Genomic DNA, 26,499 nt, shown 5'->3' with positions numbered 1-26,499 from the left:
GGGCTGGACATGGGCTGGGTCTGATTCCCCACGCGTCCGAGGGAGTCGCCCGGCTACGATCACCCCATGACGACCTCGGACATCCCAGAGCCGCCGAAGATCACGGAGGAGCACTTCCTCGACACGGGTACCGGAGTCGAGGCGGAGACCGAGGCGGAGGACGCGCCACCGGAGATCGCCCGGCCGTGGAATCCGGAACAGATCCGGGTCAACACCAAGCAGTTCTCGCTGCGTAACGCCCTGGACATGATCGAGGACGGGTCCCTGGAGCTGGCCCCGGACTTCCAGCGCGGCATCGTATGGAAACCGGTGCAGAAGTCCCGGCTCATCGAGTCGGTGCTCCTGCAGATTCCGCTTCCCGCCTTCTACTTCGCCGAGGACACCGACGGGCTCATGCGCGTGGTCGACGGCCTTCAGCGCCTGTCGACCATTCGCGACTTCGTCCGCGGGGGAGACGAGCGCGGATTCGAGCTGAAGGGCCTGGAGTACCTGCAGAGCGCGGTGGAGGGCAGACGTTTCGAGGACCTTCCCGCCCCGTGGAAGCGGCGCATCTACAACACCCAGATCGTCACGAACGTCATCGACCCGACGACGCCGTCGGATGTCATGTACGACATCTTCAAGCGCATCAACACGGGCGGTACGCCGCTGAACGCGCAGGAGATCCGGCACTGTATGAGCAAGGAGCGCAGCCGGACCATCCTGCGGGTGATGACCTCCACCGTGGAGTTCAACGTGGCGACCAACAACATGGGTGGCCACATCCGGATGAACGACCGGGAGATGGCCCTGCGCTTCGCCGCATTCTGGCTGATGGGTACGGACGGCTATGCGAAGTACGCCGCGATGGACCCCTTCCTCCAGCGCACCACCATCATGCTGGACAACGTGAAGGACGTGAACGACGCCAGGGTAGGAGACCTCCTGGAGGCGTTCCGCAAGGCCATGGTGAACGCCCGTCTGGTCTTCGGCGAGCAGGCGTTCCGTAAATGGCCGCTGGGCTCGTCCGGCCGCAATCCGATCAACCGGGCACTCTTCGAGGCCTGGTCGATCACCCTCGCCAAGTACGAGACCGAAGACCTCGAACGGCGCCGCGAGGCGATCGTGGATGCCGCGCGTTTCCTGATGACGAACGACTACCAGTACCTGGAAGCCATCACCTCCTCCACGGGTGACGTCCGCCGGGTGATGCTCCGGTTCGACGTCACCGCCCAGGCCGCGGAGGCCGGTAAGTGATCACCTCGCTGCGCGTCCGGCACTTCAAACGCTTCACCGACGCGTCCTTCGCTTTGCGCCCTCTCACCGTCCTCACCGGACTCAACGGCACGGGGAAGAGCACCACCATCCAGAGCCTGCTGCTGACCCGCCAGCTCGCTGACGCGTCGGCCGGCCGAGTGGTACAGCTCAACGGACCCTACGGACTCGCCCTGGGCGAGGCACACGAGGTGCTGCACCCCGACGCCCCCGACTCCACCATCGAGATCCAGATTGGCGGCGACGGTACTCAGGTGCCGAGTGTGCACCGCTTCACGGTCCCCGACGAGCAGGCGCTCTACCTGCGGGTGGCCGATGACAGCGGGCCACCACCGGCGGAACTGCGCGGCCAAGGAGCCGCGTTCACCTATCTGTGCGCCGAGCGCCTCGGTCCCCGCGACCAACTCGGCGTCTCCGCCGAGCATCCCGATCTCATCGGAGTCGGTGTGCAGGGGCAGTACACCGCGCAGTTACTCGCCCTGCACGAGACCCGGGCGGTGCGTGAGCCGCTGCTTCATCCGACGACCCGGAACACCCACAACGTCACGACCTTGCGCACACAGGTGGAGACCTGGGCCTCCGACATCATCCGTCCCATCAAGATCACTGCGCAGTGGCCGCCAGGCATCACGGCGAGCACCATCCGTTTCCAGGAACCGGGACTGCTGAGCGAGCCGATCCGCCCGGCCAACATGGGCTTCGGGTTCTCCTACGCCTTGCCGGTGATCGTCGCCGGTCTCCTCACCGGTCCCGGAGACCTGCTGATTGTCGAGAACCCGGAGGCGCACCTCCATCCCGGTGGTCAGTCCAAGCTGGGCCGCTTCCTGACCCGGGTCGCCGGAGCCGGAGCCCAGGTGATCGTGGAGACGCACAGCGACCATGTGCTCAACGGAGCTCGGCTGGCCGTGGCGGAGGAGCGGAGCCTGCGGCCCGAGGACGCGGTCGTGCACTACTTCGGCGAGGAGGCAGCCGGTTCCACACCCATCGAGTTCACCACGAAGGGCGAACTGACCGAGTGGCCGCGGGGCTTCTTCGACCAGATCGAACAGGACCTGGGGAGGCTGGCACGTGCCAGGCGCAGGGGGCGGTAAGCCGTACCGGATCGTCGTGGACGAGTCGTCCTTCGACTTCCGAGGGCTGGCGGAGGAGCGGTTGACGGACCTGCTGGACGACTTCAGCGACACTCTGGAGGAGTTATCCGAACAGCAGGCGGTCGCCGTCTCGCCGTTGTGGATGGAGGTGGAGTGCGCGGACGACCGTGAGCTCTACGACGTCCTGTACGAGGGGGAGACGCCGCGCGCCGGACGAGACGCGCGGCTGAGAACGATCCGTCTCATGGACCGCTGCCCCACCTGGGACACGGACGTGCCCGGCCTGCCCGACCACGTCGAAGTGGCGGGCGACAGCCGGGACCTCGCCTGGTCCCTCTGCTACGCCTGGTGGCGGACGCGGCAGCGGCACCACGTCGCCTGCCTGATCTTCCCGGCCGGAGACCGCCGCGGCTGGCTCCCGGTCTCCGCGATCGACGGCGCGACGGGTGAGGCGGCGACTGAGGAGGTCTTCCACCTCGTCGAGGCGCCCGCGCTCTCCGAGTTCTGGCGCTCCCTCTTCGAACGGGAGAACGTCACGGAGCAGGACTTCTTCGACCGCGCCCGCCAGAGCTTCCCGCAGCTGGTCTTCGCCGACTCCCTCTCCTTCCGCAAGTTCGACGGCACCTACGCGGAGATGCGTGACTGGGTCGTACGGCTCCTGAGTGTGGTGCATGACCACTTCGCCGACGCCCTGGCCCTGCACTCGGGGCAGCCGCACCAGGTGCAGGCGGAGCTGGGTCGCTTCGGCCTGGACCTGTCCCCGGAGAGTCCCAACACCCGATCCAAACCGTCGATCATGAAGCAGCGGGATGTCGACCACGAGGGCGAGACCTACCGCTGCGAGTGGCATGGCAAGAAGGAACGGCACCGCAATCGCGTCCACTTCAGCCTGCCCCAGCCCCGTCTCGGCGATCGCATACTCATCGGCATCTTCGTGGACCATCTGGACACCTGAGCGCGGGAGCGGGGAAGCGCGGCTCCGCACTGCGCGTACACGCCCCCGGTACCTCGTACAGCCCGGTTCGTCAGCGCGTCCTGCCCGGTCGGTGACGTGTCATGCCCGCCACCGTGGTGGGCGTGACCCATGAACTTCGCAGCATCGCGCGAGACACCCGACAGGTCGTGCCGGGAGCCCCGCCGATCAATCCGTCCCCCTTCACCATGCGCTTCAGCTCAACCCGCCGCGGGGCCCGGCTCGCGCGGCGGATGGCCGAGTACCTGCTGGACGCCTGGGGAGTGCCGTACGACTACGAACCGCATAACATGCTCACTCTCGTCGTGGTCGAATTGTGCGCCAACGCCGTCCAGCACGGCCGCGTCCCGGCTGGCGCCATGGTTCTAGCGGGCCCCCGACTGGCAGACCGAGATGCGGGCCGTCGCCGCCCTGATCAAGGAAGGCCAGGTCCTACAGTTCCCGTGGGTGCTCCTCACGGGTGTGAGCGACGGCCGAATCCCGCACCAGCACATCGAGCGGTACCGGCTCACCAGCCCCGACCGGCATCGTCAGGAGGATCAGCGCGCCAAGTCACTGGTGTTCGTGGCGGCCACTCACACCCGCGATGAACTCGTCGTTACTTGGAGCGGCCGCCCGAGCCGCTTCCTGCACAAGGACGCCACTCGCATGGCAAACAACGCCGCAGAACTTCTCTCACCCGACGGGCCCTGGTAGGGGCGGCGGCCTGACGGAGGGAGCGGTCGGAATTCTTGCAAGGCACGTATCTTCGACCGCCATCCGGGCCAGTCGACGCGATGATCGGGCACCGGACGACCGGGGTAAGCCCGGCTCTGGTCAAAAGTCCCAGGAACGTCCCAGAGGCGCCGCCACCTCCCTTCTCGCCTCGCATTCATGCAGGTCAACAGGGGTGGTGACGACGCTTTTCCTGAAGGCTTTCAGATGTCCCGGAAGATTTCGATCTGGGCGCCGATCGAGTTGAGGCGTTCGGCGAGGTCCTCGTAGCCGCGGTTGATGACGTAGACGTTGCGCAGCACCGACGTGCCCTCGGCGGCCATCATGGCGAGCAGGACGACCACGGCGGGGCGCAGGGCGGGCGGGCACATCATCTCGGCGGCGCGCCAGCGGGTGGGGCCCTCGACCAGGACGCGGTGCGGGTCGAGCAGTTGCAGCCGGCCGCCCAGGCGGTTGAGGTCCGTCAGATAGATCGCGCGGTTGTCGTAGACCCAGTCGTGGATCAGCGTCTTGCCCTGGGCGACCGCCGCGATGGCCGCGAAGAAGGGCACGTTGTCGATGTTCAGGCCGGGGAACGGCATCGGGTGGATCTTGTCGATGGGCGCCTCCAGCTTCGAGGGCCGCACGGTCAGGTCCACCAGACGGGTACGGCCGTTGTCGGCGACGTACTCGGTGGTGCGGTCGTGGTCGAGGCCCATCTCCTCCAGGACCGCGAGTTCGATCTCCAGGAACTCGATCGGCACCCGGCGCACGGTCAGTTCCGACTCGGTGACCACGGCGGCGGCCAGCAGGCTCATCGCCTCGACCGGGTCCTCGGAGGGCGAGTAGTCGACATCGACGTCGATGGTGGGCACGCCGTGCACGGTGAGCGTGGTCGTGCCGATGCCCTCGACCCGCACGCCCAGCGCCTCCAGGAAGAAGCACAGGTCCTGGACCATGTAGTTGGAGGAGGCGTTGCGGATGGTGGTGACGCCGTCGTAGCGGGCGGCGGCGAGCAGAGCGTTCTCCGTGACCGTGTCGCCGCGCTCGGTCAGTACGATCGGGCGGGCGGGACGCACGGACCGGTCCACCGTGGCGTGGTACTGCCCCTCGGTGGCGGCGACCTCAAGACCGAACCGGCGCAGCGCGATCATGTGCGGTTCGATGGTGCGGGTGCCGAGGTCGCAGCCGCCGGCGTAGGGCAGCTTGAAGGCGTCCATGCGGTGCAGCAGCGGGCCGAGGAACATGATGATGGAGCGCGTGCGGACGGCCGCCTCCGCGTCGATGGCCTCAAGGTCCAACTCGGCGGGGGGCACGATCTCCAGATCGACCCCGTCGTTGATCCAGCGGGTGCGGACGCCGATGGAGCTGAGCACCTCCAGCAGGCGGTACACCTCTTCGATGCGGGCGACCCGGCGCAGCACCGTGCGGCCCTTGTTCAGCAGTGTGGCGCACAGCAGGGCCACGCAGGCGTTCTTGCTGGTCTTCACGTCGATGGCGCCGGACAGGCGACGGCCTCCGACCACCCGGAGATGCATGGGGCCCGCATAACCCAGCGACACGATCTCGCTGTCCAGGGCTTCGCCGATTCGGGCGATCATCTCAAGGCTGATGTTCTGGTTCCCGCGCTCGATCCGGTTGACGGCGCTCTGGCTGGTGCCGAGTGCCTCCGCGAGCTGTGCCTGTGTCCAGCCGCGGTGTTGCCGGGCGTCACGGATGAGCTTGCCGATGCGTACGAGGTAATCGTCTGCCATGAGGTTGAGGTTATCTCAGATATGAGATGGCGCCCGTTGAGGGGTCCACCAGGGTGATGGGACGTCAGTGTCCCCTGATGCCATGGGGGATATGGCGGGTTCAGGGTAAGCAGATCGGGGTGACAAATCATTAGATATCCCAATATGTCGTGCATGCGTGTCGGCCTCGAACAGTCGTCCGCTGAGGGCGGCGGGGTCGGCCGTAGCCGGACCACTGGCGGGGCTAGGACTGACGGCGCGCGAAAAGGACCGCCCCGGGAACGCTGTCGTCGGGGTCGAGCAGTATCTGGGCCTCGACCGTGAACCCGGCATCGCGTAGCCGGGCCGCCACGTTGCCGGGCCGGCGGCGGTGGACGTGAACGTTCATCGGGTGACCGCCGTAGCCTTGCGTCTTCAGCCTCGACTCGTTGCCGACGTGAAAGCCGAGCAGAAGTGGTCCGCCGGGACGCAACACCCGCCGGAAGTGCCCGAAGACCGTGGGGACGGCATCGTCGGGGATGTGAATCAACGACCAAAAAGCGAGCAGGCCGGCGACCGAAGCATCGGTGAGGGCGAGGTCCGTCATCGAGCCCACTTCGAACCGCAGGCGAGGGTGGTCACGCCGAGCAACGTCGATCATCACGGGGGAGAGGTCGATGCCGAAAGCATCCACACCCAGCTCGTGGAGGTGAGCGGTGACGTGTCCGGGCCCGCAGCCCACGTCCGCCACCGGTCCGCCGCCGGCGGCGTGGACCAAGTCTGCGAACAACGTCAGAGCCGCCCGAAGGTACGGTTTCTCGGCCAGAGCCTCGTGCATTTGGTCGGCATAGTTGACCGCGACTGTGTCGTAGGAGGTCCGGGTGTCTGCCAGCCAGCCGTCCGTGTTCATGGCCCGACACGGTAGTCGAGCGATCAGGATGACGAACCAGATCAACGATGAATCAGGCCGGGCCCACTTGAGACGGGGGCCGGATCCTCCCTTGCTCGTCGTGCCAGTGCGGTGAGGCGAGCAAGGCCGTCAGCTTGACGGGCTCGGGGTAGGTCACAAGCTCGATCCGGAGCGAGGAGGGACGGCGGGGGCCTCCATGGGGGTCCTCGCCGAGGAGCCGGCGATGGTGCCGCAGGCAGGCGGCTTCATGGGACGGGATGTTGCGGACCACGAGCCCGTGAACTCCTCGTCGGGCCATGCAGTAACGGCAGGCAGGACGCCGGAGTACGTCGTCTTTCTGATCGCTCACCGGCCGCGGGGTGTCCTCGGCAAGTTCGCTGATCACGGCGAGGGTCGGGATCGCGTGAGACAACTTGGCAGGGGTGCTCCCCGTCAGAGCGGAGAGCCGGAGCACGGTGTCGGGTGTCGGGTGACTTGTGCGGTTGTCGTCGCGGCGGTGGTGCCGGTTGTGCCCGAGCAGGATGGACAGGTATTGGACCGGCAGGCGGTTGGCGTCGGTGAGCCGGTTCGGATGGGAGCCGATCGTTTCGGCGTGCATGGGCGGCGGTGTGACCGGCAGCGCCCGCAGGCGCGTACTCACCCGGCCTTCCCCACCGGGGACGATGGTCGCCGGGGACGGGACTGTTCGACGCCTCTGTCGAGTTCGACCGCGTCGAGTCCGGCTCGCGGGGTCTTCTCGGTGCCGTCGAGGATGGCGTCCAGTCCCGCCTCGCGGATCAGATGGGACGGAGGCAGGTCAGGCGACCAGTTGTCGCTGCACTGCCTGGGCGTCGATCAGATAGTTCATCTCGTAGAAGCGCCCGTCACGAACCTTGTGGAAGGCGTACTCGGCATACTCGACCGTGACGCCGGTGGGGGGCACGCCGAACCACTCCTTCGCGGGCGTGCCCTTGTTGAACAGACGGGCCGCTACTCGATCACCGTCGATGGCGACGTCCTTGACCCGCCAGGTGAAGTCGGGGACCGCGTCGACATGGCCCTTCTGGGCCGCAATGACGTCGTCCCGCTTGACCGGGGAGCCGTTCATGATGACCTCGTCGTGGACGAACTCGGTCATGCGGTCAAACTCATGCGCGTTGAGCGCATCGATGTAGCGCTGGAAGAAGTCGCGCAGTTCGGTGTCGGACATGATTGCCTCTCAGTGCAAGATCGGGATGTTCTCGGACGGTGAAAGAAGTGCGATGCCCTTCCACGGTCTTGCCGTGGCGGCCGTCGCTGAAGGCAGGAACTTCGACTGCGGATACCTCTGTTCTGGGCGCCCCGGAGTTCACGTCGCGCCCAGAGTGTCGACGCCGCGGCAGTGCCCTGTGAACGTGTTTCAGTCAGATCTGGTTCAATCCGCCGTCGACGTAGAGATTGGCGCCGTAGACGAAGCTGCTCTCCGACGAGGCGAGGAAGGTCACGGCGGCGGCAATCTCGTCCGGGTCGCCGACCCGCTTGGAGGGCAGGCCGGCCGCAACGGTCTCCATCATCTCTTCGGCTCGATCGCCGAAAGCCTTGTCCCATAGTGAGGTGTTCACCGGGCCCGGCGAGACCACGTTGACCCGGATACCCCGACTGCCCAGTTCGTCGGCCCAGGCGCGGGCATAAGCCCGCACGGCCGCCTTCGATGCTCCGTAGGCGCTCATGCCCGCCGCGCCTCCCTCGGCGGCGGTGGACGAGGTGAGGATCACCGAGGCGTGGTCGTTGAGAAGCGGGAGGGCCTTCTGCACAGTGAGGAAGGTGCCCTTGACGTTTGTGTCGAAGAGCGCATCGTGGGCCTCCTCGGTGAGCTGGTCCAACGTCGCGATGTGGTTGATGCCCGCGTTGGCGAACACCACGTCCAGGCCCTGACCGTGCTCCCGCACGCGCTCGTAGAGGCGGTCCATGTCGGCCGCGACACTGACGTCACCGGACACCGCGGTGGCGTTGCCGATGGCGGCGACGGCTTTCTCCAGCTCGGTTTCGCGCCGGCCGGTGATGAACACGTGCGCGCCCTCGGCTGCGAGTCGCTTCGCAGTCGCCAGGCCGATCCCGGCGCTGCCGCCGGTGACGACTGCGGTCTTACCCTCAAGCTGCCCCATGGCCGTGACCTCCACAAATTAAAGTACCGATCGATTCCGAATGAGACCGTAGCACCTTCCGCACCGACCAGTACAGAAGGGTGCGATCGATTGCGTGGAGACCCGGCAGAAGGCACCGGTCGGCCGACCGAGAGGCTTCGACACCGACCAAGCCCTTGAACACGCCATGCGCGTCTTCTGGGAACAGGGTTACGACGGAGCCGGCCTCACCGACCTGACCAACGCCATGCCTTGGAGCGCTATACCGAGGGCCCCGCTTCTTACGGAGCGCGGGCCTTGCAGGAGCCGACCGCCCGCCAAGTGGCCACCGCGTTCCTGAACGGCTCCTTCCGGGCCGCCACCCGTCCCGGCTGCCAAGCAAGCCGTCGAGGAAGCCGACCTGCCCCCGGGGCACCGATCCCGGCCTACTCGCCCGTTACCTCATGACCGTGGCAAACGGCATCGCCGTCCAAGCCGCCAGCGGCAGCACTCGCAACGACCTCCAGCAGGTGGCCGACATGGCCCTGACCTGCCCGTCGAAGCGGATCCTGTCACCGACACGCAGCACTCCACGGGGGCCGATGCCCGTCACCGCCCGGGCTCCTGGGCCGTCACCACGGTGCGATCGCTCTGTCGGCGGGCCAGATCCGCCTGCGACACGCCGCACCACAGCGGGTGGAAGACCACCGGCAGCACCTTGATGGGATCACCCACCGTCGCTGCCCTGCCCCAGCAGCGGCGCGGGGACCGCGAAGGCCGAGCAGACCGCCGCCGTCATTCCCTCCGACACCGCGAAGCGGGGATCGCAGTAGCCCGCCGGCCGGCGCAGATTCGCCGCCCTCATGGGCTCGATCCCGCCGACGACGCGGTAGGCCCATCTCAACGCCTCAGATGCCTCCCGCATCCGCGTGAACGACTCCGCCGCCCTCGCATCGATCCGGTCCGCCGGACGGCAGTCGACCGCCAACCCGGTTCCGTCCACGGCCCGCGCGAAGTGGTCCGGGGCATGCGAACGGCTGCGGCCCTTCTGCCTGTCGCTCCAACTCAGCCAGAAGGGCTGGGAGGCCAGCCCCTTCACCAGCGGATCAAAGTCCGAGAGCATCGCGTGGTCCCGCTCCAGCCAGGACTCGAACCCCACATGCCGGCCCGTCGTCGCCGCCCGGTACAGCCCCGGGAAATGGCGCTGCCCGCGGTAGGACGGAAAGTCCCGCACCGGCGCTGCATCCTCGAACGCCACCTCCCCGGCCTCGGCCAGGAGCCGCCGTCCCTCTTACCTGGGTGGCTGAAAAAATCTCAGTTGATCTGGACCCTGGCGTCTGAATACTGGCTGTCGTATCAGTTGATCTGGATTGCTTCCGTCGTTTCGAACTGGACCAGTGGAAGGGCCTGCGAGATTGACCATGCACGATGACCAAGTGGACGTGACCACCGAAATCGTTGCGACCTTGATCCAAGAACAGTTCCCTCAGTGGAGCGGCAAGGCGATCCGACTCCTGTCGTCGACCGGGACGGTCCACGCCATCTTCCGTATCGGGGAGGACCTCTCCGCGCGTTTCCCGCTGCGTCTGACCGATGCTGCGGAGGTGCTGGCGGTTCTGGAACGGGAAGCCCAGGCGAGCGCGGAGCTGGCCCAGGTGTCTCGGTTCCCCGTTCCGGAACCCGTCGCCCTGGGAAAGCCTGGAGCGGGTTACCCCATGCCGTGGTCGGTCCAGACATGGCTGCCGGGAACGGTCGCCTCGGACGCCGACCCGAGTGGGTCGGATGCTTTCGCACAGGACCTTGCGACCTTCATCGCCGCCCTCCGCAGAGCCGAGACGCGGGGGCGGCTCTTCAACGGCGAGGGTCGTGGCGGCGTGCTCACTCACCACGACGCGTGGATGGAGAAGTGCTTCGAGGAGAGCAAGGCGCTGCTCGACGTGCCCCGGCTGCGCCAGTTGTGGAGCCGCCTCCGGGAGTTGCCACGCACGGCTGCCGACGTGATGAGCCATGGTGACCTGATTCCCGGCAACGTACTGGTCACGGGAGACCGGCTCAGCGGCGTACTCGACACCGGCGGCTTCGGCCCGGCCGATCCCGCGCTGGATCTGGTCAGCGCCTGGCATCTGTTGCAACCGGGCCCACGGGAAGTGCTCCGGCGGACACTGGCCTGCGACGATCTGGAGTGGGAGCGCGGCAAGGCATGGGCCTTCGTACAGGCGATGGGTCTTGTCTGGTACTACGTCGAGAGCAATCCGACGATGAGCAGCATGGGGCGCCGGACACTCGACCGCATTCTTGAGTCGACGAAGTGATATCGCCCCGATTCAGGAAATTACTGAAAGTGACCCCTTGGAGGGTGAGACCTGCCTTTTACGGCGTTGTGTCGCCGAGTGCGGTGCTGGCGGACGAATTGGCGGAGCATCGTGTCCATTGGAGTTGTGCGTGGGTTGGGTTTCATGCGACCGCGCGGGGAGCTTGCGTCGGCGAGGGCCCGGTCCAGAGATTCCTCGGAGCGTCCGGAAACAGCGGCCAGACGGTCGAGTTGGGGCTTGCCGAACCAGAAAGGCGGTCCGTTGCGGAAGCAGTGCAGGTAGCTCGGCTTGAGATGGTTCGCGCGTGCCAGGCGGCGCACGAAGTGGTCCGGAGCGTGCACCCAGCACCCCCCAGCACGTCCCCTCGTACGACTAGGTTCGCTGGCAAGGAAGCCGGAACGACTGGGTTCGCTGTCAGACGTCTCGATTGGATGACAGCGGACAGGGTGGTCCGGGCATGACCATTCCGGCCCTATGTACTAGAGTTATCTCGACATCGAGATATCTGCCCGAGGGCACCACAGCCGCCACCGGGTAAGGGTTACCTAACTAAGCCTTACCTTAGCGGATCGGCCCAGTGGCCGTGGCGGCAGGATCGTGGTGGTACGCGCACATCAATGAAGGAGACTGTCGTGTCGGCGAACAGCTTCGACGCCCGCAGCACACTGCAGGTGGGCGACGAGTCGTACGAGATCTTCCGGCTGGACAAGGTGGAGGGCTCGGCCCGCCTGCCGTACAGCCTCAAGGTCCTGCTGGAGAACCTGCTCCGCACCGAGGACGGCGCGAACATCACCGCCGACCACATCCGTGCCCTCGGCAGCTGGGACTCCAAGGCCCAGCCGTCGCAGGAGATCCAGTTCACCCCGGCCCGCGTGATCATGCAGGACTTCACCGGCGTCCCGTGCGTCGTGGACCTCGCCACCATGCGCGAGGCCGTGAAGGAGCTGGGCGGCGACCCCGCCAAGATCAACCCGTTGGCCCCGGCCGAACTGGTCATCGACCACTCCGTCATCGCCGACAAGTTCGGCACCAACGACGCCTTCAAGGCGAACGTCGACCTGGAGTACGGGCGCAACAAGGAGCGCTACCAGTTCCTGCGCTGGGGCCAGACCGCGTTCGACGAGTTCAAGGTCGTCCCGCCCGGCACCGGCATCGTCCACCAGGTGAACATCGAGCACCTGGCCCGTGTGGTGATGGTGCGCGACGGCAAGGCCTACCCGGACACCCTGGTCGGCACCGACTCGCACACCACGATGGTCAACGGCCTCGGCGTGCTCGGCTGGGGCGTCGGCGGCATCGAGGCCGAGGCCGCCATGCTCGGCCAGCCCGTCTCCATGCTCATCCCGCGCGTCGTCGGCTTCAAGCTGACCGGTGAGCTGCGGCCCGGCACCACCGCCACCGACCTCGTGCTCACCATCACCGAGATGCTGCGCAAGCACGGCGTCGTCGGCAAGTTCGTGGAGTTCTACGGCGAGGGCGTCGCCGCCACCTCCCTCGCCAACCGCGCCACCATCGGCAACATGTCGCCGGAGTTCGGCTCCACCGCCGCGATCTTCCCGATCGACGACGAGACCCTCAACTACCTGCGCCTGACCGGCCGCAGCGACCAGCAGGTCGCGCTGGTCGAGGCGTACGCCAAGGAGCAGGGTCTCTGGCTCGACCCGGAGGCCGAGCCCGACTTCTCCGAGAAGCTGGAGCTGGACCTGTCGACGGTCGTCCCGTCGATCGCCGGCCCGAAGCGCCCGCAGGACCGCATCGTCCTCGCCGACGCCGCCCAGCAGTTCAAGTCGGACGTCCTCAACTACGTGGACGTGGTGGACGAGGCGGGCAAGGAGTCCTTCCCGGCCTCCGACTCCCCGGCCGTCGCCCCGAACGGCGCCCCCTCCAACCCGGTCCAGGTCACCGCCCCCGACGGCACCACCTACACCCTCGACCACGGTGCGGTCACGGTCGCGGCCATCACCTCCTGCACCAACACCTCCAACCCGTACGTCATGGTCGCCGCCGCCCTGGTGGCCAAGAAGGCGGTGGAGAAGGGCCTGACCCGCAAGCCGTGGGTCAAGACCACCCTCGCCCCGGGCTCCAAGGTAGTCACCGACTACTTCGACAAGGCGGGCCTCACCCCGTACCTGGACAAGGTCGGTTTCAACCTCGTCGGCTACGGCTGCACCACCTGCATCGGCAACTCCGGCCCGCTGCCGGAGGAGGTCTCCAAGGCCGTCAACGACCACGACCTCGCGGTCACCTCGGTCCTGTCCGGCAACCGCAACTTCGAGGGCCGGATCAACCCCGACGTCAAGATGAACTACCTGGCCTCCCCGCCGCTGGTCGTCGCGTACGCCATCGCGGGCTCCATGAAGGTGGACATCACGCGTGACGCCCTGGGCACCGACCAGGACGGCAACCTGGTCCACCTGAAGGACATCTGGCCGAGCGAGGCCGAGGTCAACGACGTCGTCGCCAACGCCATCGGCGAGGACATGTTCGCCAAGTCCTACGAGGACGTCTTCGCAGGCGACGCCCAGTGGCAGGCGCTGCCGATCCCGACCGGCAACACCTTCGAGTGGGACGCCGAGTCGACGTACGTCCGCAAGCCCCCGTACTTCGAGGGCATGGGCATGGAGCCGGCCCCGGTCGAGGACATCGCCGGCGCCCGTGTCCTGGCCAAGCTGGGCGACTCGGTCACCACCGACCACATCTCCCCGGCCGGCGCCATCAAGGCCGACACCCCGGCCGGCAAGTACCTCACCGAGCACGGTGTGGAGCGCCGCGACTTCAACAGCTACGGCTCCCGCCGCGGCAACCACGAGGTCATGATCCGCGGTACGTTCGCCAACATCCGCCTGCGCAACCAGATCGCGCCGGGCACCGAGGGCGGCTACACCCGCGACTTCACGCGGGCCGCCGAAGGTGCGGGAGGGGCCCCGGTCTCCTTCATCTACGACGCCTCGCAGAACTACCAGGCCGCCGGCATCCCGCTGGTCGTCCTGGCCGGCAAGGAGTACGGCTCCGGCTCGTCCCGCGACTGGGCGGCCAAGGGCACGGCCCTGCTGGGCGTCAAGGCCGTCATCGCCGAGTCCTACGAGCGCATCCACCGCTCCAACCTCATCGGCATGGGCGTGCTGCCGCTCCAGTTCCCGGAGGGCGCCTCCGCCGAATCCCTCGGCCTGACCGGCGAGGAGACCTTCGCCTTCTCCGGCGTGACCGAGCTGAACAACGGCACCACGCCGCGCACGGTCAAGGTCACCACCGACACGGGCGTCGAGTTCGACGCGGTCGTCCGCATCGACACCCCCGGTGAGGCCGACTACTACCGCAACGGCGGCATCATGCAGTACGTGCTGCGCAGCCTGATCCGCAAGTAGGCGCCGGCCGGACCGGACGCGGGCGACGGCCCCGGCGTCAGGCGACCGGCACTCAAGGGCCGCATCCCCGGTGAAGGGGGTGCGGCCCTTCGTCGCGTTCCCTGCGCGGCGGGCCCCGGTACATGGCTGAAAACCATGGCCCGCGAACCGGCCGTACCCGTACGCTGACCATTGCCACCGTGGTCCCCCAACGCGCCCGTGTGCTCAGTGAGTTGGACCGCCGACCGCAACGCGCCGGGGGACTTTGTCGGGGCATGCCGAGGCCGGCGGGCGGCTCGGTCTGCGTCTGTCGGTCGCGGAGCGAGGGTAGTTGACCACCGGGCGCCGGATCCGGCGACCGGGCGTGTGGCGTGCCGCCCCCTCCTGCCTCCGCGCGGGTTCGAGGGCGGCTCCGGACAGCCACCCTGGTTCCGACCGGCCGAGGGCACGACGAGGGGAACGGCATCATGGCGACGGCCCTGTTCTGCGGAGACATAGCGTTCGACGTGGCGCTGCGCGTGCCCCGCTTTCCCGACCCGGACCAGAAGACACACGCGTTCGAGCACCTGGTGAGCGCCGGAGGGGTGGCCGCCAACGCGGCGGTCGCCTGCGCCCGGCAGGGCGTCGACACGGCGCTGCTCGCCGTCGTCGGGGACGACGTGTTCGGCGTGTACGCCACGGACCACCTCGCGGCGTGCGGGGTCGACGTCACGGGTGTCACCACCACACCGGGCATGACCGCGCTGTCGGTGTGCACCCTGGCCGAGGACGGGGAGAAGCGTCTCGTCTACACCTCGTCCGTCTCGCAGTACCCCCCGCTGGAGCGGGTGCGCGACGCCGAACTGGGGGGAGTGGACTGGATCCACACCTCCTGCCTGCATCCCGAGGGCGCGGCGGTGCTCGCGGAACGGGCGCGCGCCGCCGGCATCGCGATGTCGATCGACCTGGAACCCCTCGCGCTCGCCCACGGCATGGACGCGCTCGCCCCGGCCCTGCACGGGGCGGCGGTCGTCTTCCTCAACGAGCGGACCACGGCGGAGATAGGCGACGTGCACGGCTTCGCGGCGCGCCACCGTCTCAGGTCGGTCGTACGCACCGGGGGGTTACGCGGGGCGACGCTGACATACGGTTCCGGTGAGATCGCCGTGCCGCCGCCGACCGGCCGGATCATCGACACCACCGGTGCCGGCGACTGCCTGGCCGGTGTCTACATCGCCCGTGCCCTGTCCGGCTCGGACCCGCACTCGTCGCTCCGGGCGGCGGTGGCCTCGGCGACGTACGCCTGCGGCCACCTCGGCGCGCAAGGCGGATACCCGGACAGACCGACGACGGACGAACTCCTCGTGGACGCGGACGCCTGGCCGCAGGACCGGGACACGAACCTCCGGAAACCGAAGCCCTAGTCGTTCTGTCCACGGAAGTCCGGCCGAGGGGCATCGCCCAGGGGCTGTCCCGTAACTGCCGTTCGCCGTCAGCTCCGGAGGACTCTCGGACGCGTCGCCCGGCGGTGTGAGCGGCGCATGCGGCAGGAGGCTCAGCCTTGCGGCTCCTGCGGCTTGACGTCGAGGTCGCGCAGAGCCTGGTCCTTGAGTTCGGTGCGGGCCTCCGTGCGGTGGCCACGGGCGATGTAGTCCCGCACGATCGCCTCGATCGCGTCCTGGGGCGAGCCGATCCCCGCCAGGACCATCACTTCCACTACGAGTTCGGCGTCGAGACTGATATTTACCTTGGCCACAGTGCTCCCTCATCGCGTCGCATCCGCACTCTAGCCGCTCATGGTTCCTCAGCATGCGCTCAAGATTCGATCTCAGGGAAGCCCGAGCGGGATGATCCTGCAGTGGCCGGCGTGATCACGGCTTCGGAGTCGTCCTGGACGGCCCCGTTCACCGGGCTGAGCCCGCGTCGGTTCGGCAAGCCGATCACCGCGCCTCTCTGCACGACCGCCTGAGGAGCGGCACCGTGCGTGCGGCGATGCGGACCGCTGCCGGTGGTTGCTCGGCGCGTTCGGGCCGGCCTGTGTCGCGCGGCCTGCGCGGTCCTGCTCGGCCGCCGGCGCATCCCGTCGGTTCGGCCCCCAACGCCCAGCCCGATCCCGGCCGCACCCCACCCGTGCTCCGTCTCACGCCGGGCGTTTACAGGTGTCGCCGGGCGCGCTAGCTTCACTGGGGAGTGGGGTGGGAGCGCTCCCATTCGGTGGTCCGGAACCCGTCGTGCCGGGTCCGCTCCCATCCCGCGTGCACACGGCACCGAAGACACCCGCGCACCTTTCGCACGACCGTCGAATCCGGAGGTGGACGTGTCATGTTTGCGACAATCAGGCCCCGGGGGCGCCCGCGATCAGCGGGAGCCGTACCGCGCAGCGCCTTCTTCCTCGCTCTGCTGGCGCTGCTCACCACCGTTCCGGCCCTCGGGCTCATCGTGGCCGGCGGCAGCCGGGCCGAGGCCCATGGCACCCCCATGAAGCCGGGCAGCCGCACCTTCCTGTGCTGGCAGGACGGACTCACCGACACCGGTGAGATCAAGCCCGTCAACCCGGCCTGCCGGGCCGCCCAGCAGGTCAGCGGGACCACCCCGTTCTACAACTGGTTCTCCGTGCTGCGCTCGGACGGCGCCGGCCGCACCCGCGGCTTCGTGCCGGACGGCGAGCTGTGCAGCGGCGGCAACCCGAACTTCACCGGCTTCAACCAGGCGCGCGACGACTGGCCGCTGACCCATCTGACCTCGGGCGCCACGGTCGACTTCTCGTACAACGCCTGGGCCGCCCACCCGGGTTGGTTCTACGTCTATGTCACCAAGGACGGCTACGACCCCACCCAGCCGCTCACCTGGGACGACATGGAGGACCAGCCGTTCCTGACGGTCGACCACCCGCCGCTGAACGGCTCTCCGGGCACGGTCGACGCCAACTACTCCTGGAGCGGGCAGCTGCCGGCGAACAAGTCGGGGCGGCACATCGTCTACATGGTGTGGCAGCGGTCGGACAGCGCGGAGACCTTCTACTCCTGCTCCGATGTCGTCTTCGACGGCGGCAACGGCGAGGTGACGGGCATCCACGACCCCGGGAACCCGACCGAGCCGCCGCCCGGCGCGTGCACGGCCACCCGGCGCACCACCGGGACCTGGTCGGGCGGGTACCAGTCCGAGGTGACCGTCACCAACAGCGGTGATGTGCCGATGCTCGGCTGGATGGTCGACTGGACGCTGCCCGCCGGTCAGTCGGTGGACAGCCTGTGGAACGGGAACGCGACCTACACCGGCCAGGACGTCATGGTCCACAACGCCGACTGGAACGGGTCGCTCAGTCCGGGGCAGAGCGCGACCTTCGGGTACGTGGTCTCCGGATCCGGCGGCGACAGCGCGACGAGCCTGCCCTGTCAGGTGGGTTGAGCCGCTCCGGGCGGACCCGGTGGCTGTTGCCCACCGGGTCCGCGAGCCGGACGGGCGAGGGGGGTTCGGCCCGTCCGGGTGGGGGATGGCTTTGTCGGCCTGAGTGCGACAACGTTATCGACAGCTGTCTGACCGTGACTTTACCGCCTCGACCGACAACGATGTCAAGGGCGGGCGAATCGTGAGCGTCACCCTGCCCGACGACGCCGACCTGCACGTCTTCACGCTCGCCGTCGGCTGACCGTACGGCAGTGCGGGCGGCCTGCGACGATGGTGCGATGACCGACGGACATCGCCCCGCGGGCCGCCTCGCGCTGCACCCGGACACCCGCGGCGTCACCCTCGACGGCCGGACGGTGCGGCTGAGCCGCAAGGAGTTCCAGATCCTCGCGCTCCTCGTGGCGGAGCCGGACACCGTGCACACCGCGGCCGAACTGGCCCGCCGCGTCTGGAACTTCCTGCTGCCGCCGGGCGGCGAGCCGGCCATCGACGTCGAGGTCGCCCGGATCCGCGCCAAGCTGGGCCACCCGCCGTTCCTGCACAGCGTGCACGGCGAGGGGCACCGACTCGTCTCGTCCGCGCTGTACGCGGCGGAGACCGCACATGCCGAAGGGGCGGACCCGGAGTGATCCCGGGTCCGCCCCTCGCTGCCTGCGGTGCGGGTCAGGCCAGCAGTTCCACCTCCGCGAGCGTCGACTGACCGTCCAGGACCAGCCGGTACTTGGTGTACGTGCCGGGCGAGGGGATCGTGAACGCCCTGGTCTGCCGGTTCCAGGTGAACGACTCGCCGGAGCGCTTGTCCAGGGTCCGCCAGGTCGTGCCGTCCGTGGAGCCCTGGAGGGTCCAGCCGGCCGGTGCCTGCGTGTGGTCCGTGGACGAGGTCAGCGTGTACTGGAGCGCCTTGGCGGCGGCGCCGACCGGCAGGTCGACGGAGGTGACCGCCGCGTCCGTCGCCGATGTGTCGTCGAACAGCGCGCCGTCACCCTTCAGCACGTCCGCGCGCGGCGTCGGCACCTTGTCGTCGCGGGTGATGGAGACCGGGCCCGCGTTCTTGCCCGTGCCCCATCTGGACGGCTTGGCGCCCATGTCGAAGGTGAGCACCCCGCCCTTGGCCAGGACCGAGTGGGGCAGCGAAGTCGACGTCCAGGCACGGCCGTTGACCTTCAGGCCCTGCACGTACACGTTCTTCGCGCTGTTCTTCGGCGCGTTGACCACCAGATCCCGGCCGTTCTCCAGGTGGACCGTGACCTTCTTGAACAGCGGGGAGCCGACGGCGTACTCGCCGCTGCCCATGACCAGCGGGTAGAAGCCGAGCGCGGAGAACAGGTACCAGCCGGACATCTCGCCGTTGTCCTCGTCGCCCGGGTAGCCCTGGCCTATCTCACTGCCCACGTACAGCCGGGACAGCGCCTCGCGCACCAGCCCCTGCGTCTTCCACGGCTGACCCGCCGCGTCGTACATGTACAGCGCGTGGTGCGAGGGCTGGTTGGACTGCCCGTGCATGCCCATGCGGACATCGCGGGCCTCGATCATCTCGTGGATGATCCCGCCGTACGAGCCGACGACCTCGGGCGAGGCCGTCTCCGGAGTGGAGAAGTACGCGTCGAGCTTGTCGGCGAGAGCGGACCGGCCGCCGTAGAGGTTGGCCAGGCCCCGGCTGTCCTGCGGCGCCGTGAACGCGTAGCCCCAGCCGTTGGTCTCCGTGTAGTCGTAGCCCCACACGCGCGGGTCGTACTTCGCCGAGTCGACCCGCCAGTTGCCCTTGGCGTCGCGGCCCTGGAAGAAGCCCGCCCGGGAGTCGAAGAGGTTCACGTAGTCCTGGGCGCGGTTGAGGAAGTACTGCGACTCCTCCTTGTAGCGCTTCTCGCCTGTCTTCTTGTACAGGGCCTCGCCCATCTTGGCGATGCCGTAGTCGTTGAGGTAGCCCTCCATCGCCCAGGACAGGCCCTCACCGGTGGCGGTGCTGGTGTAGCCGAGGAACGGCGAGGTGGCCATGCCCTTGCGGCCCACGCCGGAGGACGGCGGCACGACGGTCGCGTTCTTCAGGGCCGCCTCGTAGGCCGCCTTGCCGTCGAACTTCACGCCCTTGACGTAGGCGTCCGCGAACGCGACGTCCGAGGAGGTGCCGGTCATCAGGTCCGCGTAGCCGGGGGAGGACCAGCGGGAGGTCCAGCCGCCGTCCTTGTACTGCTGCACGAACCCGTCGACCATCTCGCCTGCCTGACTGGGCGTCAGGAAGGAGTAGGCGGGCCAGGTCGTCCGGTAGGTGTCCCAGAAGCCGTTGTTGATGTACACCTTGCCGTCGACGATCTCGGCGCCCGTGTGGGTCGGGGTGTCCTGGCCCGGCATCGGCGAGAACGGCGAGGCGTACCGGTACGTCGAACCGACCTTCTCGAAGCCGGAGTTCGGGTACAGGTACAGCCGGTACAGGCTGGAGTACAGGGTGGTCAGCTGGTCGGGTGTCGCGCCCTCCACCTCGACGCGGCCGAGCACCTTGTCCCAGGCGCGCTGGGCCCGCGACTTGACGGTGTCGAAGGACGTGCCGCCGGGGATCTCCTGGCGCAGATTGTCCTTCGCCTGGTCGACGCTGATCAGGGAGGTCGCCAGGCGCAGCGTGACGGTGCGGTCGGCACCCGCGTCGAACCGCAGATAGCCCTTGACCCCGCCGGAGTCGCCCGCGGTGACCGGCTTGTCGAAGACGCCGTAGACGAACAGCCGGGTGGCGCCCGCCGACAGGCCCGACTTCACGTCGGAGTAGCCGGTGACGATCCCGTTCTCCTTGTCGAGGGTCAGGCCCGCCTGGTCGGTGACGTTGTCGAAGATCACGCTCGCGTCGTCGCCCGGGTAGGTGAAGCGCAGCGCCGCCGCGTGGTCGGTCGGCGCCATCTCCGCCTTGAGGCCGCTCTCGAAGCGGACGCCGTAGTAGTACGGCCGCGCGGTCTCGTTCTCGTGCCGGAACGCCAGCGCCCGTGCCGTGCGGCCGGTGTCCGGGGTGCCGGCCGTGGCGGACGGCATCACCTGGAAGGTCTGCCGGTCCCCCATCCAGGGGCTCGGCTCGTGGCTCGCGCTGAACGCCTGGATCGTCGGCAGATTGGCGTCGTTGTTCGCCCGAGCGTACTCGTACAGCCAGCTGAGCGAGGACGCGTTGGTCACCGGGGTCCAGAAGTTGAAGCCGTGGGGCACCGCGGTCGCCGGGAAGTTGTTGCCGCGCGAGAAGCTGCCGCTGGAGTTGGTGCCGCGGGTGGTCAGCGCGTAGTCGGACAGATGCGCCTTGGGCTTGTCCGGGGCCGCCTGCCGCAGCGCCACGTCGTCGAGCCAGCCGCGGAACTTCGCCGGTCCGGTGGGGGAGTCGTAGGCCAGCAGGATCCGGTCGACGGTCTTGCCCGCGGCGACCGAGCCGATCCGCGACTCCACGTTGTTCCACTGGTTGACGTACAGCACCTTCGCCGCGCCCTGCCCCTGCGGGGACAGCGCGAAGCCGTGCTGGTCCGTCGCGCCCAGAGCGCTGAGGTAGGTGCCGTCGGTGAAGGCCAGGTCCACGGCGACGTTGGTGGCGTCGTAGTCGCGGTCGCCGTCGGCCATGGACGGGAAGATCCGGTACGACAGCCGGGTGTCGCGGCCGACCTTCACGTTCACGTCGAAGACCTTGTTGTACGAGTAGGCGTGCCCGCCCGCGGTGTGCCGTCCCGCGTACCTGAGGGCCCGCTTGCCGGTGAAGCCGGCGCCCGCCTTGGCGGTCGGCGAGCCGCTCGGGCCGCGGTCGATCAGCGAGAGCATGTCCTGCGGGACCGGGTTGTCGCCGCCGCCCGTGGAGAACTGGACGTCCGCGAGCTGCAGGATCCCCGACGCGCCGTTGTTCTTGGTCACGTCGAGCCGGAAGTGCCGGTACTCGGCCGGTTCGGCGAGGTCGTACGACTTGGTCTTGAAACGCTCCGAGAAGGTCTCGCCGGAGCGGGTGTCGAGGGTCTTCCAGTCCTTGCCGTCCGCGGAGCCCTGAAGAGTCCAGTCCTTCGGGTCGCGTTCGGCGTGGTCGTTGGCCGACGTGAGGGCGTACGTCACCAGCTTGACCGGCTTGTCCAGGTCGAACTCAACCCAGCCGGTCGGCTGGAAGGCGAGCCACTTGGTGGTCGGCTCACCGTCGACGAGATTCTCCTTCACCTCCCCGCCGCCGGTGTTCTCGGCGCTCGCGCGCACCTCGGTGACATGGTCGGTGACGTTCCCCGGGATACCGGTGCTGTAGCCGCCGTCGACGCCCGAGGCGCGCTTGGCCCCGTCCGGTCCCGTGTCCACCGTGTTCAGCCAGTCCGGCGCCGGATCGTCCGCCTCGAACGAGGATGCGAACTCCCGGTCGGCGGCCGGCGCCTTGGCGGGCAGGGCGACGGCCGCTCCCTGTGAACCCGCCGCCATGACGAAGGCGGTCGTCAGCACGACCGCCGGTCCCCATCTGTACCGAGCTTTCCGCTGCATCTACGGAAACCCTCCCTGCGCTGATCAGACAACGTTGTCAAATTTGCTGCGCAGGAACCAGTAGGGAGTCAAGTGGCCGATGATGTCAAGGGTGTTGTCTGTGGCATTCGGGGCTCTATGTCGCGGATTTTTCCGGCAAGGCGCCCACAGGTGGCGCATATTTCCGCGAGGTCTCAACTCGGAAAAGACCCATGGCCAACCTTGCATTCGATCTTGCTCAGCCGGCGGGAAGTGGACTATACCTGTCGGCGTTTCCTGCACGACCCAGCGCTACCCGAACGCGGTGCCGGGGAGGATCCGGTTCACCGCCTGAGTCCTGGAGAAAGCGAGGACTTGAGCATGGGATCCACTTCCGCAGCGAACCACGGTGGCGGTGGCGTAGGCCGCCGCGACCTCATCAAGCGGTCCGCCGCACTCGGTCTGCTCACCCTTCCCACGGCGGGATTCCTGTCCGCCTGTGCGAGCAGCGGTGGCGACAGCCAGGACAAGGCGAAAGCGGGCAAGAAGACGGCGAAGAACCCACTTGCCGTCAACGAGACCGCGCAGATGGAATTCGTCCTGTTCGACGGCGGCTTCGGCAAGGAGTACGCCGAGGACGCGGTGAAGATCTACGAGAAGGACTTCCCGAAGGCCACGGTGAAGTTCTCCGCCACCCAGAAGATCCAGTCGACGCTCCAGCCGCGCTTCAACCAGGGCAACCCGCCGGACCTCATCGACAACTCCGGCGCCGAGCAGATGGACATGGGCGTCCTGGTCGGCAAGAACCAGCTCGCCGACCTCACCCCGCTGCTCGACGCCCCCTCCTACGACGACCCGAACAAGAAGGTCCGCGACACGCTGCGTCCCGGCATCGTCGAGATGGGCCAGTTCGACGGCGACCCGGTCTGGATCTTCTACTACGCCTACACGGTGTACGGCGTCTGGTACTCGCAAAAGGCCCTGGACACGCTCGACGAGCAGTACCCGGAGACCTGGGACCAGATGCTCGCGGTCTGCGAGAAGGCCAAGAAGAAGGGCATGGCGGGCTGGACCTACGCGGGCAAGTACCCGTACTACGTCCCCTTCTCGCTCTACCCGATGATCGCCAAGGTGGGCGGCCGGGAGGTGCTCGACGCCATCGACAACCTCGAACCGGGCGCCTGGAAGCACCCGGCGGTCAAGGCCTGTTTCGAGGCCTACTACGAGCTGTACAAGAAGGGCTACATCCTCAAGGGCACCCCCGGCCTCGACCACATCCAGTCGCAGACCGCCTGGGCTCAGGGCAAGGCTCTGTTCCTCCCGAACGGCTCCTGGGTGGAGAACGAGTCGGCGAACGTCATTCCGAAGGACTTCGACCTGGCCGTCTCGGGGCCCACCGGCCTCGACTCCTCCGACAAGATGCCGTTCGGCACCGTCTGGGCCTCCGGCGCCGAGCCCTTCGTCGTCCCGGCCAAGGCGAAGAACCCGGCCGGCGGCATGGAGCAGCTGCGCATCATGCTGAGCGAGGCGTCCTCGAAGAGCTTCACCGCCAAGGTGAAGTCGCTGAGCGCGTACAACGGCGGCACCACCGGCATCACCCTCACCCCCGGCTTGAAGTCCGGGCAGGCGGCCCTGGAGAAGGCCGGGGACAACGTGGTGAATCCGCGGATCCAGGACTGGTACGTGAAGCTCCAGAAGGAGCAGATCGGGGTGGCCGGTCTCGGCGAGATGATGGCGGGCCGCATGACCCCGGCCGAGGCCATCACGAAGATCCAGGCCTTCGCCGACGACGCGGCCAAGGACACGTCGATCAAGCACTACAAGCACCAGTGACGATCCGTCACCGGGGCCTGCCGGGCGGCATCCGCCGGGCAGGCCCCGGCGGCGCCCGCGCAGAGATCGGGGTCGGCAGTAATGCAGCACGGTAAGTACCGGTTCATCGTGGGGTTCCTGGCGGCGCCCCTGGGGCTCTACGCGCTCTTCGTCGTATGGCCCTTCATCCAGTCCATCTACTACTCCTTCACGGACTGGACCGGGCTGAGCCCCGACTTCAAGATGGTGGGCTTCGACAACTACCAGCGGATGTTCGACGACGAGATCTTCTGGAAGTCGTTGCAGCACAGTCTGCTGTTCGCGGTCCTGCTCCCGCTGGTGACGATCAGCCTCGCGCTGTTCTTCTCCTTCATGATCAATGTGGGCGGCCGGCGCCGCAGGGGCGGACCGGTCGTCTCCGGCGTCCGCGGCTCCTCCTTCTACAAGATCGTCTACTTCTTCCCGCAGGTGCTGTCCATCGCGATCGTCGCGCTGCTGTTCGCTTTCGCGTACAACCCGGACAGCGGCGCCCTCAACTCGCTGCTGCGCGGCATCGGCCTCGACGGCGTCCAGCCGCTGTGGCTGGGCGACCCGAACCTCGCGCTGTGGTGCGTGATGGCGGTGCTCGTCTGGTCGACGGTCGGCTTCTTCGTGGTCCTGTTCTCGGCGGGCATGGCGTCGATCCCCACCGACCTGTACGAGGCGGCCCTGCTGGACGGGGCGAGCCGCTTCACCACGTTCTTCCGTATCACCCTGCCGCTGCTGTGGGACACCGTGCAGTCGGGCTGGGTCTACATGGGCATCCTCGCGCTGGGCGCCGAGTCGTTCGCGGTCGTGCAGATCATGACGACCGGGCCGGGCGGCCCCGACTACTCGACCACCGTGATGGTCCTGTACGTGTACCAGAAGGCGTTCCGGGACGGTCAGGCCGCCTACGCCACCACCATCGGCGTCGCCCTGCTCGTCGTCACCCTCGCCTTCGCGGCGATCGTGATGCGGCTGGGCCGTCGCGAGCGGCTGGAGTTCTGAGCAGATGAAGACGACCGAGACCCCCGCCCTCCCGCCGGCCGAGTCCGGCGCGCCGGTCGGCAAGGCGGACGGGCCGTCCGCCGGGCGGCCCGTCCGGAAGAAGGAGGGCCATGTCCTCAACGCCTTCTCGCACGGCTTCCTGATCCTGTGGGCCGTCATGGTGGTCATGCCGCTGCTGTGGGCGGTGATGACGTCGTTCAAGGACGACCGCTCCATCTTCAGCTCGCCGTGGTCGCTGCCGGACAAGCTGCACTTCGACAACTGGTCGCGGGCCTGGACGCAGGCCAACATGAGCGACTACTTCCTCAACACCGTTCTGGTGGTGGGCGGTTCGCTGATCGGCACGCTGGTCCTCGGCTCGATGGCGGCGTACGTCCTCGCCCGCTTCGACTTCCCCGGCAACCGGTTCATCTACTACCTGTTCATCGGCGGCATGAGCTTCCCGATCATGCTGGCGCTGGTCCCGCTGTTCTACGTCGTGAACAACATGGGGCTGCTGAACACGATCCACGGCCTGATCCTGGTCTACATCGCGTACTCGCTGCCGTTCACGGTGTTCTTCCTGACGGCGTTCTTCCGTACGCTGCCGACGTCGGTGGCGGAGGCGGCCTTCGTGGACGGCGCGTCCCACTCCCGGACGTTCTTCCAGATCATGCTGCCCATGGCCAAGCCCGGACTGATCAGCGTGGGCATCTTCAACTTCCTCGGCCAGTGGAACCAGTACATGCTCCCGACGGTGCTCAACACCGACCCGGACAAGCGTGTCCTGACCCAGGGGCTGGTCCAACTGGCCGTGAGCCAGGGCTACAAGGGCGACTGGTCCGGCCTGTTCGCGGGCCTGGTCATGGCGATGCTGCCGGTGCTGGCGGCGTACATCGTCTTCCAGCGCCAGGTCGTGCAGGGGCTGACCGCCGGTGCGCTGAAGTAGGACACACGGAGCGCGACCGGCCCGACGGCGATTCCAGCCGCCCCGTGCGGCAGCCCGGCGGGGCTGGGCTGGGCTGAGGGGAGCGCGCCACGGCCTGCCGTCCGGGCCCCACCCTGCGGGCGGCGCCGGGGGCCTCTGGCCGATCCGCGGTGGCGGGACTCGCCCGCCGGGGGTCCGCGCTGCGGTGGGGCGGAGGGGCGTCCGCCGGGTGGATGCCTTGTCCGTGACGGATGCGCATGTGTTCCTGTGTCGGGTGGCGAGTGCGTCGGGAGGCTGGCGTGGGTGGCGGGCCGGCGGGGGGTCTGCGCCGGGGCGTAGTCGGCTGCCGGGGCCTCCCGGCGACCCCGGGTGGCGGGGGCTTGTCCGGCGGGGTCCGTGCCGTGGTGGGGTGATGGGGCGTCTGGCGGGTGGATGCCTTGTCCGTGACGGATGCGCATGTGTTCCTGTGTCGGGTGGCGAGTGCGTCGGGAGGCTGGCGGGGGCGGCGGGCCGGTGGGGCGGAGGGGCGTCTGGCGGGTGGATGCCTTTTCCGTGACGGATGCGGATGC

22 protein-coding genes and 2 pseudogenes are annotated in these 26,499 nt (G+C 68.1%); 15 read left to right on the top strand and 9 right to left on the bottom strand.

Features of this window, described 5'->3' with window-relative positions:
- Positions 1 to 66 precede the first annotated feature (66 nt).
- The 4 genes from ACFYTE_RS30520 to ACFYTE_RS30505 all read left to right on the top strand — a co-directional run bounded on the left by ACFYTE_RS30520 (position 67) and on the right by ACFYTE_RS30505 (position 4,014).
- A complete protein-coding gene (locus ACFYTE_RS30520; RefSeq protein ID WP_388717346.1) occupies positions 67 to 1,236 on the top strand; it encodes a DUF262 domain-containing protein in 1,170 nt (389 codons plus the stop codon).
- Positions 1,233 to 2,345 carry a DUF3696 domain-containing protein gene (locus tag ACFYTE_RS30515; protein WP_388717343.1) on the top strand — a complete coding sequence of 371 codons (1,113 nt, stop codon included), beginning with the start codon at positions 1,233 to 1,235 and terminating at the stop codon, positions 2,343 to 2,345. The genes ACFYTE_RS30520 and ACFYTE_RS30515 overlap by 4 nt, the downstream gene beginning before the upstream one ends.
- Positions 2,323 to 3,300, top strand: a complete 978-nt coding sequence (locus ACFYTE_RS30510) for a hypothetical protein (RefSeq protein ID WP_388717341.1) — start codon at positions 2,323 to 2,325, stop codon at positions 3,298 to 3,300. Before ACFYTE_RS30515 ends, ACFYTE_RS30510 begins: the two co-directional genes overlap by 23 nt.
- 480 nt (positions 3,301 to 3,780) lie before the next feature.
- Positions 3,781 to 4,014 carry a hypothetical protein gene (locus ACFYTE_RS30505; RefSeq protein WP_388717338.1) on the top strand — a complete coding sequence of 78 codons (234 nt, stop codon included), beginning with the start codon at positions 3,781 to 3,783 and terminating at the stop codon, positions 4,012 to 4,014.
- Between the two features lie 221 nt (positions 4,015 to 4,235).
- Here the strand turns inward: ACFYTE_RS30505 and ACFYTE_RS30500 are convergent, their stop codons facing one another.
- The 5 genes from ACFYTE_RS30500 to ACFYTE_RS30480 all read right to left on the bottom strand — a co-directional run bounded on the left by ACFYTE_RS30500 (position 4,236) and on the right by ACFYTE_RS30480 (position 8,756).
- A complete protein-coding gene (locus ACFYTE_RS30500; RefSeq protein WP_388717335.1) occupies positions 4,236 to 5,765 on the bottom strand; it encodes a helix-turn-helix domain-containing protein in 1,530 nt (509 codons plus the stop codon).
- 223 nt (positions 5,766 to 5,988) lie between these two features.
- Positions 5,989 to 6,633 (bottom strand): class I SAM-dependent DNA methyltransferase, encoded by a 645-nt coding sequence (locus ACFYTE_RS30495; protein ID WP_388717332.1) that lies wholly within the window; start codon positions 6,631 to 6,633, stop codon positions 5,989 to 5,991.
- A 52-nt stretch (positions 6,634 to 6,685) separates the two neighbouring features.
- Complete coding sequence (locus tag ACFYTE_RS30490; RefSeq protein ID WP_388717329.1) at positions 6,686 to 7,273, bottom strand: hypothetical protein; 588 nt, start codon at positions 7,271 to 7,273, stop codon at positions 6,686 to 6,688.
- Between the two features lie 156 nt (positions 7,274 to 7,429).
- A complete protein-coding gene (locus ACFYTE_RS30485; RefSeq protein WP_388717326.1) occupies positions 7,430 to 7,822 on the bottom strand; it encodes an ester cyclase in 393 nt (130 codons plus the stop codon).
- Positions 7,823 to 8,015: 193 nt separating this feature from the next.
- Positions 8,016 to 8,756 carry an SDR family NAD(P)-dependent oxidoreductase gene (locus ACFYTE_RS30480; RefSeq protein WP_388717522.1) on the bottom strand — a complete coding sequence of 247 codons (741 nt, stop codon included), beginning with the start codon at positions 8,754 to 8,756 and terminating at the stop codon, positions 8,016 to 8,018.
- A gap of 94 nt (positions 8,757 to 8,850) precedes the next feature.
- Between ACFYTE_RS30480 and ACFYTE_RS30475 the strand changes: the two are divergent.
- Positions 8,851 to 9,262 (top strand): annotated as a pseudogene (locus tag ACFYTE_RS30475) (TetR/AcrR family transcriptional regulator); the annotation flags it as partial.
- A 61-nt stretch (positions 9,263 to 9,323) separates the two neighbouring features.
- Here ACFYTE_RS30475 and ACFYTE_RS30470 read toward each other — a convergent pair.
- The gene (locus ACFYTE_RS30470) at positions 9,324 to 9,449 is read right to left on the bottom strand and encodes a hypothetical protein (protein ID WP_388717537.1); all 126 of its coding nucleotides are present in this window, start codon (positions 9,447 to 9,449) and stop codon (positions 9,324 to 9,326) included.
- Entirely contained in the window at positions 9,442 to 9,948 is a 507-nt protein-coding gene (locus tag ACFYTE_RS30465) for a TnsA-like heteromeric transposase endonuclease subunit (protein WP_388717323.1), read from the bottom strand. Before ACFYTE_RS30465 ends, ACFYTE_RS30470 begins: the two co-directional genes overlap by 8 nt.
- Before the next feature lie 187 nt (positions 9,949 to 10,135).
- On the opposite strand from ACFYTE_RS30465, the gene ACFYTE_RS30460 reads away from it, so the two are divergent.
- The 3 genes from ACFYTE_RS30460 (at position 10,136) to ACFYTE_RS30450 (ending at position 15,773) form a co-directional block, all read left to right on the top strand.
- Entirely contained in the window at positions 10,136 to 11,026 is an 891-nt protein-coding gene (locus tag ACFYTE_RS30460; protein WP_388717321.1) for an aminoglycoside phosphotransferase family protein, read from the top strand.
- A 632-nt stretch (positions 11,027 to 11,658) separates the two neighbouring features.
- Positions 11,659 to 14,391: an aconitate hydratase AcnA gene (acnA, locus tag ACFYTE_RS30455; protein ID WP_388717319.1), complete on the top strand. Its 2,733-nt coding sequence runs from the start codon at positions 11,659 to 11,661 to the stop codon at positions 14,389 to 14,391.
- Between the two features lie 446 nt (positions 14,392 to 14,837).
- On the top strand, positions 14,838 to 15,773 hold the full coding sequence (locus tag ACFYTE_RS30450) for a carbohydrate kinase family protein (RefSeq protein ID WP_388717316.1): 936 nt from the start codon (positions 14,838 to 14,840) through the stop codon (positions 15,771 to 15,773).
- 131 nt (positions 15,774 to 15,904) lie between these two features.
- Here ACFYTE_RS30450 and ACFYTE_RS30445 read toward each other — a convergent pair whose 3' ends face one another.
- Complete coding sequence (locus tag ACFYTE_RS30445; RefSeq protein WP_388717313.1) at positions 15,905 to 16,105, bottom strand: DUF2191 domain-containing protein; 201 nt, start codon at positions 16,103 to 16,105, stop codon at positions 15,905 to 15,907.
- Between the two features lie 102 nt (positions 16,106 to 16,207).
- On the opposite strand from ACFYTE_RS30445, the pseudogene ACFYTE_RS30440 reads away from it, so the two are divergent.
- The 4 genes and pseudogenes from ACFYTE_RS30440 to ACFYTE_RS30425 all read left to right on the top strand — a co-directional run.
- Positions 16,208 to 16,315, top strand: a pseudogene (locus ACFYTE_RS30440) (IS5/IS1182 family transposase); the annotation flags it as partial.
- A gap of 356 nt (positions 16,316 to 16,671) precedes the next feature.
- Positions 16,672 to 17,757, top strand: a complete 1,086-nt coding sequence (locus tag ACFYTE_RS30435; RefSeq protein WP_388717310.1) for a lytic polysaccharide monooxygenase — start codon at positions 16,672 to 16,674, stop codon at positions 17,755 to 17,757.
- Positions 17,758 to 17,860: 103 nt separating this feature from the next.
- Complete coding sequence (locus ACFYTE_RS30430; RefSeq protein WP_388717307.1) at positions 17,861 to 17,998, top strand: hypothetical protein; 138 nt, start codon at positions 17,861 to 17,863, stop codon at positions 17,996 to 17,998.
- Positions 17,999 to 18,035: 37 nt separating this feature from the next.
- Positions 18,036 to 18,386 carry a winged helix-turn-helix domain-containing protein gene (locus ACFYTE_RS30425; protein ID WP_388717304.1) on the top strand — a complete coding sequence of 117 codons (351 nt, stop codon included), beginning with the start codon at positions 18,036 to 18,038 and terminating at the stop codon, positions 18,384 to 18,386.
- 34 nt (positions 18,387 to 18,420) lie between these two features.
- Here ACFYTE_RS30425 and ACFYTE_RS30420 read toward each other — a convergent pair whose 3' ends face one another.
- Positions 18,421 to 22,224, bottom strand: a complete 3,804-nt coding sequence (locus ACFYTE_RS30420) for a GH92 family glycosyl hydrolase (protein WP_388717301.1) — start codon at positions 22,222 to 22,224, stop codon at positions 18,421 to 18,423.
- A 339-nt stretch (positions 22,225 to 22,563) separates the two neighbouring features.
- On the opposite strand from ACFYTE_RS30420, the gene ngcE reads away from it, so the two are divergent.
- The 3 genes from ngcE to ACFYTE_RS30405 all read left to right on the top strand — a co-directional run bounded on the left by ngcE (position 22,564) and on the right by ACFYTE_RS30405 (position 25,951).
- Positions 22,564 to 24,015, top strand: coding sequence for an N-acetylglucosamine/diacetylchitobiose ABC transporter substrate-binding protein (gene ngcE, locus ACFYTE_RS30415; RefSeq protein WP_388717298.1), 1,452 nt, complete (start codon positions 22,564 to 22,566; stop codon positions 24,013 to 24,015).
- A gap of 81 nt (positions 24,016 to 24,096) precedes the next feature.
- Entirely contained in the window at positions 24,097 to 25,023 is a 927-nt protein-coding gene (locus ACFYTE_RS30410) for a carbohydrate ABC transporter permease (protein ID WP_388717295.1), read from the top strand.
- 4 nt (positions 25,024 to 25,027) lie between these two features.
- On the top strand, positions 25,028 to 25,951 hold the full coding sequence (locus ACFYTE_RS30405; RefSeq protein ID WP_388717292.1) for a carbohydrate ABC transporter permease: 924 nt from the start codon (positions 25,028 to 25,030) through the stop codon (positions 25,949 to 25,951).
- Positions 25,952 to 26,499: the final 548 nt, after the last annotated feature.

It is taken from the genome of Streptomyces sp. NPDC004629 (genome assembly GCF_042873595.1).
Lineage (GTDB): Bacteria > Actinomycetota > Actinomycetes > Streptomycetales > Streptomycetaceae > Streptomyces.
The sequence above is the reverse complement of the archived record's forward strand: the minus strand, read 5'-3'. Positions and strand labels throughout refer to the sequence as shown.

Excerpts from the sequence above, each read along its gene's own strand:
- ACFYTE_RS30495 (WP_388717332.1), bottom strand. The coding sequence starts at position 6,633 with ATGAACACGGACGGCTGGCTGGCAGACACCCGGACCTCCTACGACACA.
- ACFYTE_RS30520 (WP_388717346.1), top strand. The coding sequence starts at position 67 with ATGACGACCTCGGACATCCCAGAGCCGCCGAAGATCACGGAGGAGCAC.
- ACFYTE_RS30435 (WP_388717310.1), top strand. The coding sequence starts at position 16,672 with ATGTTTGCGACAATCAGGCCCCGGGGGCGCCCGCGATCAGCGGGAGCC.
- ACFYTE_RS30450 (WP_388717316.1), top strand. The coding sequence starts at position 14,838 with ATGGCGACGGCCCTGTTCTGCGGAGACATAGCGTTCGACGTGGCGCTG.
- ACFYTE_RS30420 (WP_388717301.1), bottom strand. The coding sequence starts at position 22,224 with ATGCAGCGGAAAGCTCGGTACAGATGGGGACCGGCGGTCGTGCTGACG.
- ACFYTE_RS30460 (WP_388717321.1), top strand. The coding sequence starts at position 10,136 with ATGCACGATGACCAAGTGGACGTGACCACCGAAATCGTTGCGACCTTG.
- ACFYTE_RS30425 (WP_388717304.1), top strand. The coding sequence starts at position 18,036 with ATGACCGACGGACATCGCCCCGCGGGCCGCCTCGCGCTGCACCCGGAC.
- ACFYTE_RS30405 (WP_388717292.1), top strand. The coding sequence starts at position 25,028 with ATGAAGACGACCGAGACCCCCGCCCTCCCGCCGGCCGAGTCCGGCGCG.
- ACFYTE_RS30410 (WP_388717295.1), top strand. The coding sequence starts at position 24,097 with ATGCAGCACGGTAAGTACCGGTTCATCGTGGGGTTCCTGGCGGCGCCC.
- ACFYTE_RS30480 (WP_388717522.1), bottom strand. The coding sequence starts at position 8,756 with ATGGGGCAGCTTGAGGGTAAGACCGCAGTCGTCACCGGCGGCAGCGCC.
- ACFYTE_RS30485 (WP_388717326.1), bottom strand. The coding sequence starts at position 7,822 with ATGTCCGACACCGAACTGCGCGACTTCTTCCAGCGCTACATCGATGCG.
- ngcE (WP_388717298.1), top strand. The coding sequence starts at position 22,564 with ATGGGATCCACTTCCGCAGCGAACCACGGTGGCGGTGGCGTAGGCCGC.
- ACFYTE_RS30500 (WP_388717335.1), bottom strand. The coding sequence starts at position 5,765 with ATGGCAGACGATTACCTCGTACGCATCGGCAAGCTCATCCGTGACGCC.